The following is a 15060-nucleotide window of genomic DNA, read 5'->3' on the forward strand; positions in this document are numbered from 1 at the left end:
TCCGGCGGTCCGTAGATCGGGACTGGAGTCAGGCTGCCGGCTTGACCAGTTTGCCCAGCGCCGTAGTTGACGCGGTCAGGCGCCCCGTCAACACGCCGCCAGAATAGACGTCGAAATTGCTGGGGTCGGAAACGTCGGCCGTCAGGCCTGCCGTGCGCGGGGCGCGGAAGGCTTCGCCGGCATTGAGCTGGCGAGCGAAATACACCGAGCCGTCACCGCCGCGCACCACCAGGGTGGCAGCCTTGCGGGCCAGCAGAACGACACCGGAGCCGTCGGCGGCGGCCGCGCCGTGGATCACGCCACGCGGCTTGAAGGTCGAGCCCAGGGCGGCGACATGGGCGGCGTCGATCTCGCCCTCGCCCGCCGCGAGGGCGGTGGCGCGGGCCTTGGAGGCGGCGTTGGCCGCATCGGCTGAACCGCCATTGGCGGCGGCGTCGTCGAGACCGGGGGTCTTGTAGGGCTCGGGCGTGGTCGACTCGACCGGGGCCGGCAGGGGCGCGCCCAGCGACACGGCCGAACCGGCCGGCGCCGAGGCAGAGTGCGGTGCGGCGGTGTTGGCCGCGACCTGGGCGGCGGGCGCGTCCTTGTCCATGGCGCGCTGCGCCACGTTCCACAGCAGAATGGCGCCGACCATCAGCAGGCCAACGATCAGCACCAGGGCCAGGCGGGGATCGCGCTCATGGCGCACGCCGACCGGCGCGCGCAGTTCGCCGCCGTCGTCGGGCACGTCACTCTTGAAGCGCAGCACGGCGGCCTCGCCGTCCAGACCCAGCAGCTGGGCATAGGCGCGGACATAGCCGATGGTGAACGGGCGCGAAGGCAGATCTTCCAGCCGCAGGTCTTCGAGAGCGTCAATATAGCTCTGGCGGATGCGGGTGGAGTCGGCCACGTCCTGGGTGGTCAGGCCGCGAAAAGTCCGGGCGGCGCGCAGAGCGGCGCCGATGTCGACACCCTCGTCGACCGACGGCTGTCCCACGACGGCGAAGCCCTCGTCGGGCTCGGCGTCGGAGTTGAGATGCAAGTGCCTTACACTGCCCGTGTCCAGCGCCATTGCGGCAATATCACCCCAAAAATCGCGTCGCGCACGAACGCCACGCTCACCCCACTTCGCATTACACGAAGTTCTTAACAGTTCTTTGTGGATATCAAACTAAGCTACGGGATTCAATACACTAAACAGCGAAGCTTGGTTAATCGGCCATCCTGTCAGATGGCGACATAGAGTTTGCGCGCCAAGGTTTCGATCTCCCCCCGGAGCGATCCGGCCGAAGTCTTCAGCAGGGCCTCGACGTTTCGTCTGGCCGCCTCGCGATCGCACGACAGCACCATCTGCTTGACCGGGCCGATGCCGGCCGGCGGCATCGACAAACGGTCAAAGCCCAGAGCCACCAGGGCGAAGGCTTCCAGCGGCCGCCCCGCCATCTCGCCACAGACCGACACCGGCGTACCGGTATCCTCACACGCCTGCTGGATGGTCTTCAGCGCCCGCAGGGCCGCCGGCGACAGCGGGTCATAGCGATCGGCCATGCGCGGATTGCCACGGTCGGCGGCGAACAGATACTGCATCAGGTCATTGGTGCCGACCGAAACGAAGTCGGTCATCGGCAACAGTGCGTCCAGATGCCAGAGCAGCGAGGGCGCCTCGATCATCGCCCCGACATCCAGACGCGCCGGCGCCGGGCGACCGCGCTTCAGGGCCCAGGCCACTTCCTGGTCGACAAAGGCGCGGGCGGCGCGGAACTCGTCCACATTGGCCACCAGCGGGAACATGATCCGCAGCGACCGGCCGGCGGCGGCCTTGATCAGCGCCCGAATCTGCATGCGCAGAAGCGCCGGACGGTCCAGCCCCATGCGGATGGCGCGCCAGCCCAGGGCCGGATTGTCCTCGCGCTCCATCTCCATGTACGGCAGCAACTTGTCACCGCCGAGATCGAGCGTCCGGAAGGTCACCGGCATGCCGTTGGCGGCCTCCAGCACCTTTTCATAGAGCGCCGTCTGGGCCTCAAGCCGGGGCATTTCCTCGGCGACCATGAACTGGAACTCGGTGCGGAACAGGCCGATGCCCTCGGCCCCGGTCTCTCCCAGGATGTCCAGATCGACGGCGAGGCCCGCGTTCATCAGCAGCGTGACCTTGGCCCCATCCTTGGTGAAGGCGGGCGTGTCGCGCAGACGAGCGAACTCGGCCTTGCGCTGGGCGCGGACCTCCATCCGGGCCCGCAGCGACTTGACCACGTCAGGGCGCGGGCGAAGCCAGGCCTCGGCGGTCTCGGCGTCGACCACCACGGGGTCGCCCTCGCTGACCCGGTCGCGCAGGCCGGCCAGGCGGCCGACGCACGGGATATCCAGCGCCCGGGCCACGATGCCGGCGTGGCTGGCGGCCGAGCCTTCCTCGAGCAGTATGCCCTTCAGCTTGGTGCGGTCATATTCCAGCAGGTCGGCGGGGCCCAGGTTGCGGGCGATCAGGATGGCGTCGTCGGGCAGCTGGCGCACGGCGTGCACATCGCCAGACAGGTGGCGCAACAGCCGGTCGTTGAGGTCTTCCAGGTCGTGCAGCCGCTCGCGCAGATAGGGATCGCGAGCCTGGCCCAGGCGGGCGCGATGCTCTGACCTGACCCGTTCAACGGCGGCTTCGGCGGTCAGGCCCGAGCGCACGGCCTCTTCCAGGCCCCGGTTCCAGCCGCGATCGTGGGCAAACAGGCGGTAGGTGTCGAGCACCTCATAGGACGCGCCGACCAGGCCACCCTGCCCCTCCAGCATCTCGTCGATCTGGCTCTGCAGGGCGGTGACGGCGACCTTCAGGCGAATCTCTTCGGCGGCCGAATCGTCCGACAGCAGCTGCTCGGGCGCCACCGGCTGCTCGTGCAGCACGGCCACGCCATAGGCCAGGCCCTCAGCGAAGCGCGCGCCCTTCAGCCGCTCGGGCTTGTGGGGCGCGATCTCGACGTCCTTGAGCTCGGCCATGCCCAGGAGCTCGCTGGACGACACCATCTCGGCCAGGACCATGGCGATGATCTGGAGGTCCTCGACCTCCTCGTCGCCATAGGTGCGCTCGGTGCGGTTCTGGACCACCAGAACGCCGATCGAACGGCCGCCGCGCAGCAAGGGCACGGCCATGAAGGCGTGATAGGGGTCTTCGCCGGTTTCGGGCCGGTAGGCGAAGGCCGGGTGGTTGGGGGCGTCCGACAGGTTCAGCGGCCGACCCAGACGCATGGTCTCGCCGACCAGGCCCTCGCCGGGCTTCAGCCGGGTGACGTGGACAGCTTCGGGGGCCAGGCCTTCGGTGGCGAACAGTTCCAGATCGCCGGAGGCGCGGCGCAGATAGATCGAGCAGACCTCGGCGACCATCGAGATGGCGATGGTGCGCACCACCATGTCGAGCTTGCCCTGGGCGGGGCCTGCCCCGGCCATGGCCTCGCGAATCTGCCGCAGCAGACTGCGTGGTCCTCGAACGGCGATGCCGCTTGCCGCCATGCGCTCTCCCTCTGTCCGTAGCGGTCTAACCCGACTGAAAGTCCGATGGGTTAAGACGCCGCTTCGGCCCCTAGCGCGCTATAGCAGATTTCGCGCCCCTGACAGCGGTCGCGGCGACCTTGCGGAAAGATTGTCTCGCGCGACGCGCGAAAAAGCGCCGCCCGCCCGGAAGGGAAGGCGGCGCAAGTCTTCGCCGACAGGATCGGGATCAGGACCTGGCGACGGTCGTCGGGGGCCTAGCGGCGGTCGTCGTGGGCGTAGCGGTTGTCGGAGCGGTTGTCGTAGCGAGCGTCGTAGCGGTCGCCCCGGCCATAGCGGTTGTCACGGCTGTCACGGCTGTCACGGCTGTCACGGCTGTCACGGCTGTCGCGGGCGTAGCGCTGGTCGCGGCTCTGGTAGCCCTGCTGGCCGTAGGACTGGCCATAGCCTTGCTGCCCATAGCCTTGCTGCCCATAGCCTTGCTGGTGGCCATTGTAGGCCGGGCGGGTGCGATAGCCGCTGCTGTAGCGACGGTCGTCCTTGTCCTTGGCTGTCGAGGCGCCGATGGCGGCGCCGGCAATGGCGCCGATCGCCACCGCGCCCTTGTCGCCGTCACCCAGGGCCGCGCCGGCCAAGCCGCCGATCACGGCGCCCAGGATGGCCTTGTTGGTCTTCTCGCCGGCAAAGGCGCCCGAGGCGGGCAGGATCATGGCGGCGGTGATGGCGCCGGCGATCAGGGTCCTGAAAATGGTCTTCATGGCAATGCCCCTTTCGAGAAGCGTCGCCAGATCCGGAGGGCCCGGTGCGGCGCTGTTGATGTTCGTTTTAGGAGCCTGCGCTTGAACCCGGTCTGAACGGTGCTGTTCAGGTGGCAGTCATGTTGGGGGAGTGAGCCCAGAGCCCTCACCTTCTTTCGTCATCCCGGGGCTTGTCCCCGGGACCCATGGTTCAGCCATCATGGGAGGGCGAGGTCGATCTCCGCCCTCGCGGCGGACAAATGGGTCCCGGGAACAAGTCCCGGGATGACGGGTAACTTGATCTAAGGCGCAGGCTCGACCACAGCCGCCGGCCGGTGCAGCGACACCGACCACAGCACCCCCACCAGCATCAAGCCGATCGCCAAGCTCTCCAGCGGACGCGGCCAACGGCCTTCGTGCAGGAAGCCGTAGAGCAGGGCGAACAGGGTCTCGAACACGATCAGCTGGCCCGACAGGCTGAGCGGCAGCAGGCGGCTGGCGGCGTTCCACAGGCCGTTGCCGATCACCGAAGCGCCCAGGGCCACGGCCAGGCTGACGCCCCAGAACAGGGTCCAGGCGCTGGAGACATGCCCCGCCCCCCCGACGAGGAAGGCCGGAACGATCAGCACCAGCGACAGCGCGCCGGTGACCACCCCGGTCAGCAGCGACCACTCGTGACTGTTGAAGGTCGGCGTCGAGGCCAGCCGGCGGGCGTTCCAGACGGCGTAGAGCGTCCAGCAGGCCAGGGCCAGCCCGGCGCCCAGCACGCCCAGAATCAGGCGCGGCGCGGGCGCGCCCTCCCCGCTTCTGAACACGTCGACATTGATGCAGACCACCCCCGCCGCCAGCAGGGCCAGCGGCGCGGCCAGACGCCGGATCGGCACGCCCTCGCCCGGCCTTGCACCGACCAGGGTCACGGTCACGGGCAAAAGCCCGATGATCAGCGAGGCCGCCGCCACCCCGGCGTTCTGCACGGCTACGGCGAGGCCGACATAGTAGATCAGGTTGCCCAGCAGGCTCAGCAGGGCCAGGTCCCGCCAGTCGCGGCCCGTCATACGTCCAAAGACCGCCCGGGCGGTGGGCGCCAGCAACACCAGCGACGCCAGGCCATAGGCCAGATACCGCCCGGCGGTCATCTGCAGCGGCGTGAAATCGGCCAGCAGCAACGGAGCCAGAAACACACCGCCCCAGAAGGCGCCGGCGATCAGGCCGCACAGCAGGCCGAGGGTAAGGCGGCGGGGATCGGTCATACGGGCGAATTAGCAGGCCGACGCGGCGGCTGGCTTGGGGAAAATCAGCCAGGACCTGCGCTTTGTCGCGACGGAACCAGAGTCTGCCACCGTTTAGTCTGCCATGCCTTCCAAGACTGCTGGAACCCCGCATGAAAGCCCTGATCCCGCTCCTCGCAGCCGTCCTCATCGCCGGTTTGGCCGCCGAAAGCCTGGCGGAGGGCCGCATCCAGGGCCCGCTTCGCAAGCGCATGGCCGAGCGCCTAGAGGAGCGCGCCCAGCCCCAACGCGCGGCGAAAGACCACCCAATCGACCTGCAGGCCAGTCTGCCCGGGGCGCACAAGACGACCGCCGCCTACGGACCTGACCGCGCCCAGCAACTGGATATCTACACGCCGCCGGGCGCGAAGGATGCGCCGATCATTGTCATGGTGCATGGCGGAGCCTGGAAGGTCGGCGACAAGGCCAATGCGGGGGTCGTCGAGAACAAGCTGAAATACTGGCTGCCCAGGGGCTACATCCTGGTCAGCGTCAACTACCGTATGTTGCCGGCCGCCATGGCTTACGAGCAGGCGCTGGATGTGGCCCAGGCGCTCGAATGGACCCAGGCGCGGGCGCACGAGTGGGGCGGCGACAACCGCAAGATCATCCTGATGGGTCACTCGGCCGGCGCTCACCTGGTAGCCCTGCTGTCTTCGCGGCCTTCCATGGTGCGACAGGGCTGGGCCGGAACGGTCGTGCTCGACTCGGCGACCCTGAAGGTGTCGGAGACGATGAAGGACAGGCATCCCGACTTCTACGACGAAGCGTTCGGCGGCGATCCAGCCTACTGGGCCAAGGCCTCGCCGATGGACCAATGGACCCCTGAAGCCATTCCGATGATGGTGGTTTGCTCGACCCGCCGTCCCGACAAGCCCTGCAACGACGCCAGGGCCTTTAAGGCGCTGGTCCAGCAAAAGGGTCGCGACATGCCGCTTCTGCCCCAGAACCTGACCCATGCCGATATCAACGCAAACCTTGGCCTGCCCGGCGCCTATACGACAGCCGTGGACGCCTTCATCCGGACGAGGATCGGGGCGTGAAGTTAGGGCGGGGCGCGCCGTTCAAGCCCTGGCCGGATTTACTCCCCGGAGCGGCGCCTTAAGCTAGCCCATTGGCAAGCTTCAAGGATGGCCATGTTGAAATCTGCCCTGGGGCGCGCGCTTCCTGGCCTGTGCGCGTCTTTGACCCTGCTGGGCTGGAGCGGCGCCGTTCTGGCCGCCGCCTGCGCCATAGACCCACCGGGGGGCACCGGGCGGGTCGATATCGGCCAGACCGGCCGCCCGCTGCTGCTGCATCGCCCCGCAGGACTGGATCCCGCTGCCGCCGCCCCGCTGGTTATTCTGCTGCACGGCAGCGGCGGGACGGGGGCCAAGATGCTTCAAACCTCCGGGCTTGAGGCCACGGCTGATCGCGCGGGGTTTATGCTGGTCGCCCCGGACGCCGGTATTGCGGTGGGCGCGGGCTTTGCCTGGAACATCCCCGGCGTGCCGACCGTGACCGGCAAGATCCCCGACGCTTCGGACGCCGATGACGTGGCCTATCTGGCCCGGATCGTCGACAGTCTGGCCGAGGATGGCTGCATCGACCGCGCGCGGGTCTATGTCACCGGTCTGTCGGGCGGTGGGCGCATGGCCTCTTGGCTGGGCTGCGTCGAGGCCGGCCGTTACGCCGCCATCGCCCCGGTGGTCGGCCTTAGGGCCGGCAATCCGAAGACTGACAATCCGCAGGCGCCTGATGAGGCGACCTGCAAGCCCGCCTTGCCCGTGCCTGTCATCGCCTTCGCCGGCGACAAGGACATGACCAATCCGACCCAGGGCGGGGGCGCGGGTTACTGGCAGTACACCATGCACGCCGCCGAGCAGCGCTGGGCCGCCCTGAACGGCTGCCAGACCGCCCCGACCACGCAGTGGGTCGCGCAGGGCGTCTATGAGGAGCGCTATTCAGGCTGCCGGGGCGAGGCCGAGGTTGTGGGCCGGGTGACCGTGGGCGGCGCCCACACCTGGCTGGCCGACAACGACGCCCTTTGGGCCTTCGTGTCGCAGTATCGGCGGAACTAGCCCTAGCCGTGCCCCGGCATGGCCAGGGGCTCGCCGGCGTCCTGGACTAGGCGACGAGCCTGTTCGAGGGCCGCGTCGATATCGGCCTCGATGAACTCGACCTCAAGGTCGGTCAGCGGGTGCGGGGCGGCGACGGTCTCGCGCAGATAGACGCGCTTTTCCGGCTGGGTCATCGACCACCAGCCGACGGTGTGGCCTTCCTCGATCACCGCGTCGCCCATGGCCAGCAGGTCGTCGGTGTCGAAGATCGGCTGGCCGGGCTTTTCCGGGAACCACTGGCCGTCGTCCGGCAGGGCCTGGTCGAGACGCTTGAGCAGGGCCGCCAGCCAGGGGCTGACCAAAAGCGGCTTCTCATAGCCGTCGCCGAACTTGGCGCGCAGCAGGAGGTCGTACAGCAGCTCCAGCCCCTCATCGCCCTCGAAGGTGACGGTCTTGGCGGCGGGATCGAACTTGAAGACGTCGGACATGGGGGTCTCGTGGAGCGGCTCTACGTCTTCATAACGTCAGAACACGACGTTTTGGCTAAACTGTCATCCCGGCGTAGCGAAGACCCGGGACCGCGACAGGCTCAGAGCTTCCGGCAGTCCCGGCTCGGCGCGCTTTGCCCCCGGCTCAAGGCCGGGGCGGGATGAGAGGTACTTACAGCTGGTCTAGCCCGTAAACCGCGTGCAGGGCCCGCACGGCCAGCTCGGTATAGGCCGCGTCGATCAGGACGCTGATCTTGATCTCCGAGGTCGAGATGACCTGGATGTTGATGTTCTTCTCGGCCAGGGCCTGGAACATCGACTGGGCGACGCCGGCGTGGCTGCGCATGCCAACCCCGATCACCGAGACCTTCGAGACATCCTCGTCGACGGCGACGGCCTCGAAGCCGATCTCTTTCTGGGCGGCGGTGACGATCTCGACGGCGCGCTGGGCGTCGCGCTTGCCGACCGTGAACTCCATGTTGGCGGTGTCGGCGCTGCGGGCGCGCGACTGCACGATCATGTCGACATTCACATTGGCGTCGGCCAGCCGGCCGAAGATCTGCGAGGAGACGCCCGGATGGTCGGGCAGGCCCAGCAGGGTGATCTTGGCTTCGTCGCGGCTATAGGCGACGCCCGAGACGATGCGCTTTTCCATGATTTCTTCCTCGTCGCAGACGATCGTACCTTGGCCCGGAGCTTCCCCCGGCTCGACGAAACTCGACAGCACCCGCACCGGGACGCGATGGGCCATGGCCATCTCGACCGAGCGGGTCTGCAAAACCTTGGCCCCCAGCGAGGCCATTTCCAGCATTTCCTCGTAGGAGATCTTGGCCAGCTTGCGGGCCTTTCTCTCGATGCGAGGATCGGTCGTGTAGACGCCGTCGACGTCGGTATAGATGTCGCAGGCGCCCTTGATGGCGGCGGCGATGGCCACGGCGCTGGTGTCCGAGCCGCCCCGGCCCAAGGTGGTGATGCGGCCGTCGCTGGTCACGCCCTGGAAGCCGGCGATCACGGCGATCTGGCCCGCCGCGAAACAGGCCTCCAGATTGGCCGGCGGAATGTCTTCGATACGGGCGCGACCGTGGGCGGTGTCGGTCAGAATCGGCACCTGCCAGCCCAGGAACGAGCGGGCGTCCAGACCCATATTGCGCAGGGTCATGGCCAGCAGGCCGGCCGTGACCTGCTCGCCCGACGCGACGATGGCGTCGTATTCGTCGTCCGACTCGGGAAGGCCAGGCGCGGCGCGGCCGGCGCCGTCGGTCCAGGCGACCAGCTCATTGGTCTTGCCCGACATGGCCGAGACCACCACCGCCACCTGCTTGCCGGTCGCGACCTCGACGGCGACCAGACGGCCCACCCGCCGGATGCGCTCCAGGTCGGCCACCGAGGTGCCGCCGAACTTCATCACCAGACGAGACACGTCTTCAAACCCTCAAGCGATAGCGGTTTTTTCTTGCGCCCACGCGGTGAGATTGCTCCCCGCCGCGCAAGCCCCGGCCTTCTAGCGGCGCAACGGCGCAACGGCAATGTCGCGGGCCTGTCTTTTTTCGCCGACGATGTCGCACGGCGGCCGGCGTGGTAGACAGGCGACATGACCCAAGCCGCTTCGCCCGACACTCCCCCCTCCTGGTCCATCGACCCCGCCGACGTGGCGCGGTTCTCGGCCATCGCGGCCGAATGGTGGGACCCCAAGGGCAAGTTCGCGCCGCTGCACGTGTTCAATCCCTGCCGGCTGGCCTTCATCCGCGAGCAGGCCGTGGCGCGGTTCGACCGCGACCCCAATGGCCGCGCGCCGTTCGAGGGCCTGAGCCTGCTGGACATCGGCTGCGGCGGCGGGCTGCTCAGCGAGCCGATGGCGCGGCTGGGCTTTACGGTCACGGCCATCGACGCCTCGGAAAAGAACATCAAGACCGCCGCCACCCACGCCGCCGAACAGGGACTGGAGATCGGCTATCGTCCCGCCACGGCCGAGCAGCTGCTGGCCGAGGGCGCCGGGCCGTTCGACGTGGTGTTGACCATGGAGGTGATCGAGCACGTCGCCGACCCGGGCGCGTTCCTGCGCACCTGCTCGCAGCTGCTCAAGCCCGGCGGCCTGATGATCGTGGCGACCCTGAACCGCACGCTGAAAGCCCTGGCCCTGGCCAAGATCGGGGCCGAATATGTGCTGCGCTGGGTGCCCGCCGGCACCCACGACTGGAAGCAGTTCCTGAAGCCGGACGAACTGCGCGCCTTCCTGGCCGGCGAGCCGGTGCAGATGCAGGGCCCGTTCGGCGTGACCTACAATCCCCTGACCGGCCGCTGGAGCCGGTCCAGCGACAGCGACATCAACTACATGATGACGGTGACCCGCGACTGAGACCGGGAACCTTCACCTTCGCCGGGCTTTCCCTTGGCACAGGGACACTGTGAAGGATTGGCGACCCCATCGGGGGATGGCCGTTGATCCGTTCGACCGAACGGAGAGCACCACCATGACATCGAAATATATCGCCGCACTGATGGCCACCACGGTCGCCTTCGGCGCGGCCGCCCCGGCCCTGGCCCAGACCGCCAGCGCCCAGGCCGCCTACCAGCAGCGCCTGGACACCTATCAGGACCAGCGCGCCGACTACCGCACCCAGATTGCCGACTACGACGCCAAGCAGCGCGCCTACGAAAAGGACCGCGCCGCCTATGAGCGCTCGCGCCTGAACTATGATCGCCGCTATGGCGCCGGCGCCTATGACCGTCGCTATCCGCAATATGCGACCCGCTATGGCTCGGCGAATTATCAGACCAGCAGCGCCTATTACGCCGAACAGGCCGCGTTCCAGCGCGACCGCGACCTCTATGAGCGCGACCGCCGCGCCTATGACCGCCGCTATGGCGCGGGCCGCTATGATCGTCGCCACCCGAAGATCGCCGCGCGCTTCAACATGAGCGGCGCCGGCTATGCCGATAACAGCCCCTACGACGCCCAGCGCGCCCAGTGGGAACGCGACCGCGCCGACTATGACCGGGCCCGCGCCGACTATGACCGTCGCTACGGCGGCGGCGCCTATGATCGTCGCAATCCGGAGTATGCAACGCGTTACAGCGCGCCCTACGCCGGCGGCCAGTACGGGACCAACACCTCGTATAACGAGCCCTGCCGTCAGGACGCCAAGCGCAACGCCACCGTCGGCGGCGTGATCGGCGCCCTGGCCGGCGGCGTGCTCGGCTCCAACGCCGCCGCCCGCAACGCCAAGCCGGAAGGCACGGTTCTGGGCGCCCTGGTCGGGGCCGGCATCGGCGCCGCCATCGGCAACGCCTCGGCCAAGTCCAAGTGCGACACCCGCGGCAACTACTGGACCTATGACGAGACGGTCCCCTACCGCGAGGCGGTCTATAACGGCGGTAATTACAACAGCCGCAGCGACGAACGCTGCCGTCTGGCCCCCGCGCCGGCGGAATATAACGGCCGCACCGAGACGCGTTACATCCGCGTCTGCCCGGACGCTGAAGGCCGCTTCCGCGTCGAAGGCTAGGCTGCACGGCGACGGGGGCCTGGCCCTCGTCGCCGACCCGCGTCGGAAACCCGACCGTCGCCATAGAACCGACAGGCGTCTGGGGCGTTATGACGGTCAGGGACACCACAAGACCAATCGGAGCCCGCCATGCGCGCGCAAACCAAAGCTATCGTTATCGCTCTTTCTCTGGCCTTCACGGCCTCAACCGTGGCCGTCACGGCGGCTGAAGCCCAACAGCGCGGCGAACGCTATCGCGTGAAGGTCTGCACCAAGACCAAGGGCGGCAAGGGCACTGTGATCGGCGGCCTGACGGGCGGCACGCTCGGCGCCGCTGTCGCCGGCAATGGCGCCAAGACCGAAGGCGCGATCCTCGGCGGCGTGGTCGGCGCCGTCGCCGGCAACCAGATCGCCAAGAAGAAGAAGTGCCACTACGAGTACCGCTATCGCCGCTAGGTTCTAGCGACCGTCGACCAGAACGCCCCGGTGAAAGCCGGGGCGTTTTGCGTTTGGGGCTTGAGCTGAGCGAGGCGTCAGGTCTCGCGCCCAGTCGGACCTTGGGGCTAGTCTCACTGATCGACCTAGCATGACGCTTCTCGGTAAGCGGGAAGGTCCGCTTCCGCGCGAAGATCTCTGTCGCCAACGCAGGCATGGGACGATGCCCCGCCGCCTATGGACGCTCACTGACCGAGCGCGGCGAAAAGGCCAGCTGCCGTCCAGAGACGCCTTAGCGACGTCTGGACAGGCCTCAGCATTGGGCGTAGGCGAGCGCCCATGAGACTGGGGTGGTCACGATTGACTCGGATGCCGGCGCGCGTTGGCGTGCTGCTGACCGTCTGCGCGATCGCCGTGCGGGTCCTGATCCCGGCGGGTTACATGGTCGCCCCGATCCAAGGGCAGGCCGGCTTGCCCGCCATCGTGATCTGTACGGCCCAAGGCACCAAAACCGTTTCGGTCGATGGCGGCGGTGTTGTCCAGAACGGCGAAAGCGCGCCCGAGCCGGCTGACGGCAAGGTCAATCCAGATCATGGCTGCGTCTTCGCCGGCGCCGTCACCCCATTGCCAGTTCCCGCCCTGACGCTGGTCCACGCTGAAGCCTTCGCCGCCATTTCACAGATTGATCTGCCGCTCGCCCATCAGCGACCCGGCCTGGGCCTGGCCGCTCCTCCGCCCTTCAAGACCGGACCACCCGCCATCGTCTGACGCCCATCGCCGCCGACCGCTTCGCGCGCCGGCTCCTTGACGTTCGACGATTGGAATTTTCATGTCCTCCACGCTTTGCCGCGCCGTCTCGGCGCGCGCCCTGCTGGCCGCCCTCGCGGTCAGCCCCGCCGTCCTGCCCGCTCTCGCCCTGGCCGAAGACCGCGTCGCCGCGGCGGTCGATCCCGCCGACGCCAAGCCGGCCGAGGTCGACCAGGTCCTGGTCGTCGGCCGCGGCGACAAGCCCGTCACCGTCGTGCCGCGCGGCCTGGCCGTGTCACTTGGCGAGACCGAGTTCGAGGCGATCAACGCGGTCAATGTCGAAGACCTGATGAAGTACGCGCCCGACTTCTTCGTACGCAAACGCTTTGCCGGCGACGACAACGCCGTGGTCGCCCTACGCGGCACCAACACCGTCCAGAGCGCCCGCACCATCGTGCTGGTCGACGGCTTCGTGGTCTCCAACTTTCTGGGCAACCGTTACGACTATCCGCCCAAGTGGAACGTTGTCGGCCCCGCCGAGGTGCGCCAGTTCGACATCGTCTATGGCCCCTATTCGGCCCGCTACGGCGGCAACTCGATGGGCGGGGTGATCTCGGTCACCACTCGCGAGCCCGAGCCTGGCCGCGAGGTCTATGCCAATGCCCAGACCATGATCATGCCGTTCAAGGAATACGGCTACGACCAGACCTTCAAGGGCTACAGCGCCGAGGGCGGGATCTCCTACAAGCAGGAGAACGGTCCCTGGAGCGTCCGCGGCGGCTTCCGGCATTTCGAGAACACCGGCCAGTCGATGAGCTACAGCCTGTTGTCGGCGACGACCGGGACGGGCACGGCGGTGACCGGCGCCTATACTGACAGCCGCCTGGCCACGCCGGTGTTCGGCGGCGCCTCGCCGGTGCATGTGATCCAGGACCAGCTGCGTCTGCGGGTCGGCTATGCGGCCAGCAATGGCTGGGACATCCAGGCCATGGGTTTTGCCTGGAAGACCAATCAGGACCTGACCAATCCGCGCAGCTGGCTGGTCGATGCGTCGGGCAAGCCGGTCTATCAGGGCAAGGTCAGCTATGGCGGCAAGACCTGGAACGCCACCGGCCTGACCTTCTCTGAAACCGACCGGATCGAGTATCTGGCGGGCCTGAAGTTGGCCGGACCTCTGGCGGGTTGGGACGCGTCGTTCAACCTGTCGCGCTACTGGATCCCGGACCAGGATTCGCGCACCTCCAACGACTACGCCACGGGCGGGAAAAACGGCGCCGGCACCCAGAGCCGTCAGACCAAGCCGGGCTGGTGGACGGGCGACGCCAGTTTTGATCGCGCCTTCGGCAGGCACGAGCTGGGCTTTGGCCTGAACGCCAACCTCTACGAGGCCGGAACCGACACCTATACGACCATCAACTGGCACACGGCGACCACGCCGGTCTATTCGACCTCGACCTATGGCAAGACCAGCCTTTGGGGCGTCTGGGCCGAGGACGCCTATGATGTGGACGGCAACTTCGTCCTGACCGGCGGCCTGCGCTTCGACAGCTGGCGCGCCTTTGACGGCGGTATTGGCAAACGCGTCGGCGGCGCCCGCGCCGACAGCGCCTATCCCGAGCGCGAGGAGACGTCGGTCAGCCCGAAGCTGTCGCTGCAGGGCCGCATCCCCGGCGACTTCGAGCTGCAGGTCAGCCTGGGAACGGCCGAGCGCTTCCCCACCGTGGGCGAGCTCTATCAGGGGCGGTTTGACGACATTACCCGCGAGATCGACCCCACCAGCTATGATCCCAATCTGAAGGCCGAGAAGTCGAAGGACGCCAACCTCATCCTGCGGCGCACCTTCGGCAAGGTCCGCTCGACCACCAGCCTATTCTACCAGGATATCGAGGACGCGATCTTCAGCTTCAGCGGCCTCAACCAGTACGGAACCGTGGTCTCGTCCTACAAGAACGTCGACAAGGTGCGCCAGTACGGCCTGGAGCTGATCCTTGAGGCCAGCGACGTCCTGATCCCCGGTCTGGACATCGACGCCAATGTCACCCGCATCGACGCCAAGACGATCAAGAACAGCGCCAACACCGCCGCCGAGGGCGTGAAGTTCCCGCGCATTCCCGACTGGCGGTCCAGCGGCAATGTCCGCTATCGGATCAGCGACAGCGTCAAGGCTTCGCTGGGCTGGCGCTACGCCTCACGGCCCAATTCCGACCTGTTCGGCCTGGTGCGCGGCGGCGCCTACGGCTTCCAGACCGAGTACTTCACGGTCGACGGCCGGGTGTCGTGGAACGTCACGGAGAAGGCCCAGGTCAGCGTCGGGATCGACAACCTGTTCAACGACCAGGCCTACGTCTCGCACCCGCTGCCGCAGCGGACCTTCGTCTTCGACGTCAAGACCAAGTGGTAGGAGCCTGATC

13 protein-coding genes are annotated in these 15060 nt (G+C 67.6%); 7 read left to right on the top strand and 6 right to left on the bottom strand.

Translation table 11 applies throughout. The annotated features are described in order from the left end of the window. Positions 1-28 precede the first annotated feature (28 nt). From ACW176_RS00975 to ACW176_RS00990, 4 genes are all read right to left on the bottom strand, one after another. A complete protein-coding gene (locus tag ACW176_RS00975) occupies positions 29-1051 on the bottom strand; it encodes a helix-turn-helix domain-containing protein (RefSeq protein ID WP_492110544.1) in 1023 nt (340 codons plus the stop codon). A 155-nt stretch (positions 1052-1206) separates the two neighbouring features. Beyond that, positions 1207-3471 (bottom strand): phosphoenolpyruvate--protein phosphotransferase, encoded by a 2265-nt coding sequence (ptsP, locus tag ACW176_RS00980; protein ID WP_492058083.1) that lies wholly within the window; start codon positions 3469-3471, stop codon positions 1207-1209. A 236-nt stretch (positions 3472-3707) separates the two neighbouring features. Further along, positions 3708-4208: a hypothetical protein gene (locus tag ACW176_RS00985; RefSeq protein ID WP_492110545.1), complete on the bottom strand. Its 501-nt coding sequence runs from the start codon at positions 4206-4208 to the stop codon at positions 3708-3710. A 281-nt stretch (positions 4209-4489) separates the two neighbouring features. Continuing rightward, complete coding sequence (locus ACW176_RS00990; RefSeq protein WP_492110546.1) at positions 4490-5437, bottom strand: DMT family transporter; 948 nt, start codon at positions 5435-5437, stop codon at positions 4490-4492. A 131-nt stretch (positions 5438-5568) separates the two neighbouring features. On the opposite strand from ACW176_RS00990, the gene ACW176_RS00995 reads away from it, so the two are divergent. Together ACW176_RS00995 and ACW176_RS01000 are read left to right on the top strand one after the other, a co-directional pair. Next, positions 5569-6498 carry a carboxylesterase family protein gene (locus tag ACW176_RS00995; RefSeq protein WP_492110547.1) on the top strand — a complete coding sequence of 310 codons (930 nt, stop codon included), beginning with the start codon at positions 5569-5571 and terminating at the stop codon, positions 6496-6498. A 93-nt stretch (positions 6499-6591) separates the two neighbouring features. Beyond that, a complete protein-coding gene (locus ACW176_RS01000; RefSeq protein ID WP_492110548.1) occupies positions 6592-7515 on the top strand; it encodes a CE1 family esterase in 924 nt (307 codons plus the stop codon). Positions 7516-7517: 2 nt separating this feature from the next. Here the strand turns inward: ACW176_RS01000 and ACW176_RS01005 are convergent, their stop codons facing one another. Beyond that, positions 7518-7982, bottom strand: coding sequence for a hypothetical protein (locus ACW176_RS01005; protein WP_419318238.1), 465 nt, complete (start codon positions 7980-7982; stop codon positions 7518-7520). 172 nt (positions 7983-8154) lie between these two features. Next, positions 8155-9402: an aspartate kinase gene (locus tag ACW176_RS01010; RefSeq protein WP_492110549.1), complete on the bottom strand. Its 1248-nt coding sequence runs from the start codon at positions 9400-9402 to the stop codon at positions 8155-8157. 171 nt (positions 9403-9573) lie between these two features. Between ACW176_RS01010 and ubiG the strand changes: the two genes are divergently transcribed. The 5 genes from ubiG (at position 9574) to ACW176_RS01035 (ending at position 15050) form a co-directional block, all read left to right on the top strand. After that, positions 9574-10338 carry a bifunctional 2-polyprenyl-6-hydroxyphenol methylase/3-demethylubiquinol 3-O-methyltransferase UbiG gene (gene ubiG, locus ACW176_RS01015; RefSeq protein ID WP_492110550.1) on the top strand — a complete coding sequence of 255 codons (765 nt, stop codon included), beginning with the start codon at positions 9574-9576 and terminating at the stop codon, positions 10336-10338. A 115-nt stretch (positions 10339-10453) separates the two neighbouring features. Beyond that, entirely contained in the window at positions 10454-11488 is a 1035-nt protein-coding gene (locus ACW176_RS01020; RefSeq protein WP_492110551.1) for a YMGG-like glycine zipper-containing protein, read from the top strand. Between the two features lie 129 nt (positions 11489-11617). Continuing rightward, complete coding sequence (locus ACW176_RS01025) at positions 11618-11923, top strand: glycine zipper 2TM domain-containing protein (protein ID WP_419318245.1); 306 nt, start codon at positions 11618-11620, stop codon at positions 11921-11923. A gap of 348 nt (positions 11924-12271) precedes the next feature. Beyond that, positions 12272-12670, top strand: coding sequence for a hypothetical protein (locus ACW176_RS01030; protein WP_492110552.1), 399 nt, complete (start codon positions 12272-12274; stop codon positions 12668-12670). 61 nt (positions 12671-12731) lie between these two features. Then, positions 12732-15050, top strand: a complete 2319-nt coding sequence (locus ACW176_RS01035) for a TonB-dependent receptor (protein WP_492110553.1) — start codon at positions 12732-12734, stop codon at positions 15048-15050. The last annotated feature ends 10 nt before the right edge of the window (positions 15051-15060 follow it).

It is taken from the genome of Caulobacter sp. FV1ye13L (assembly GCF_058681155.1).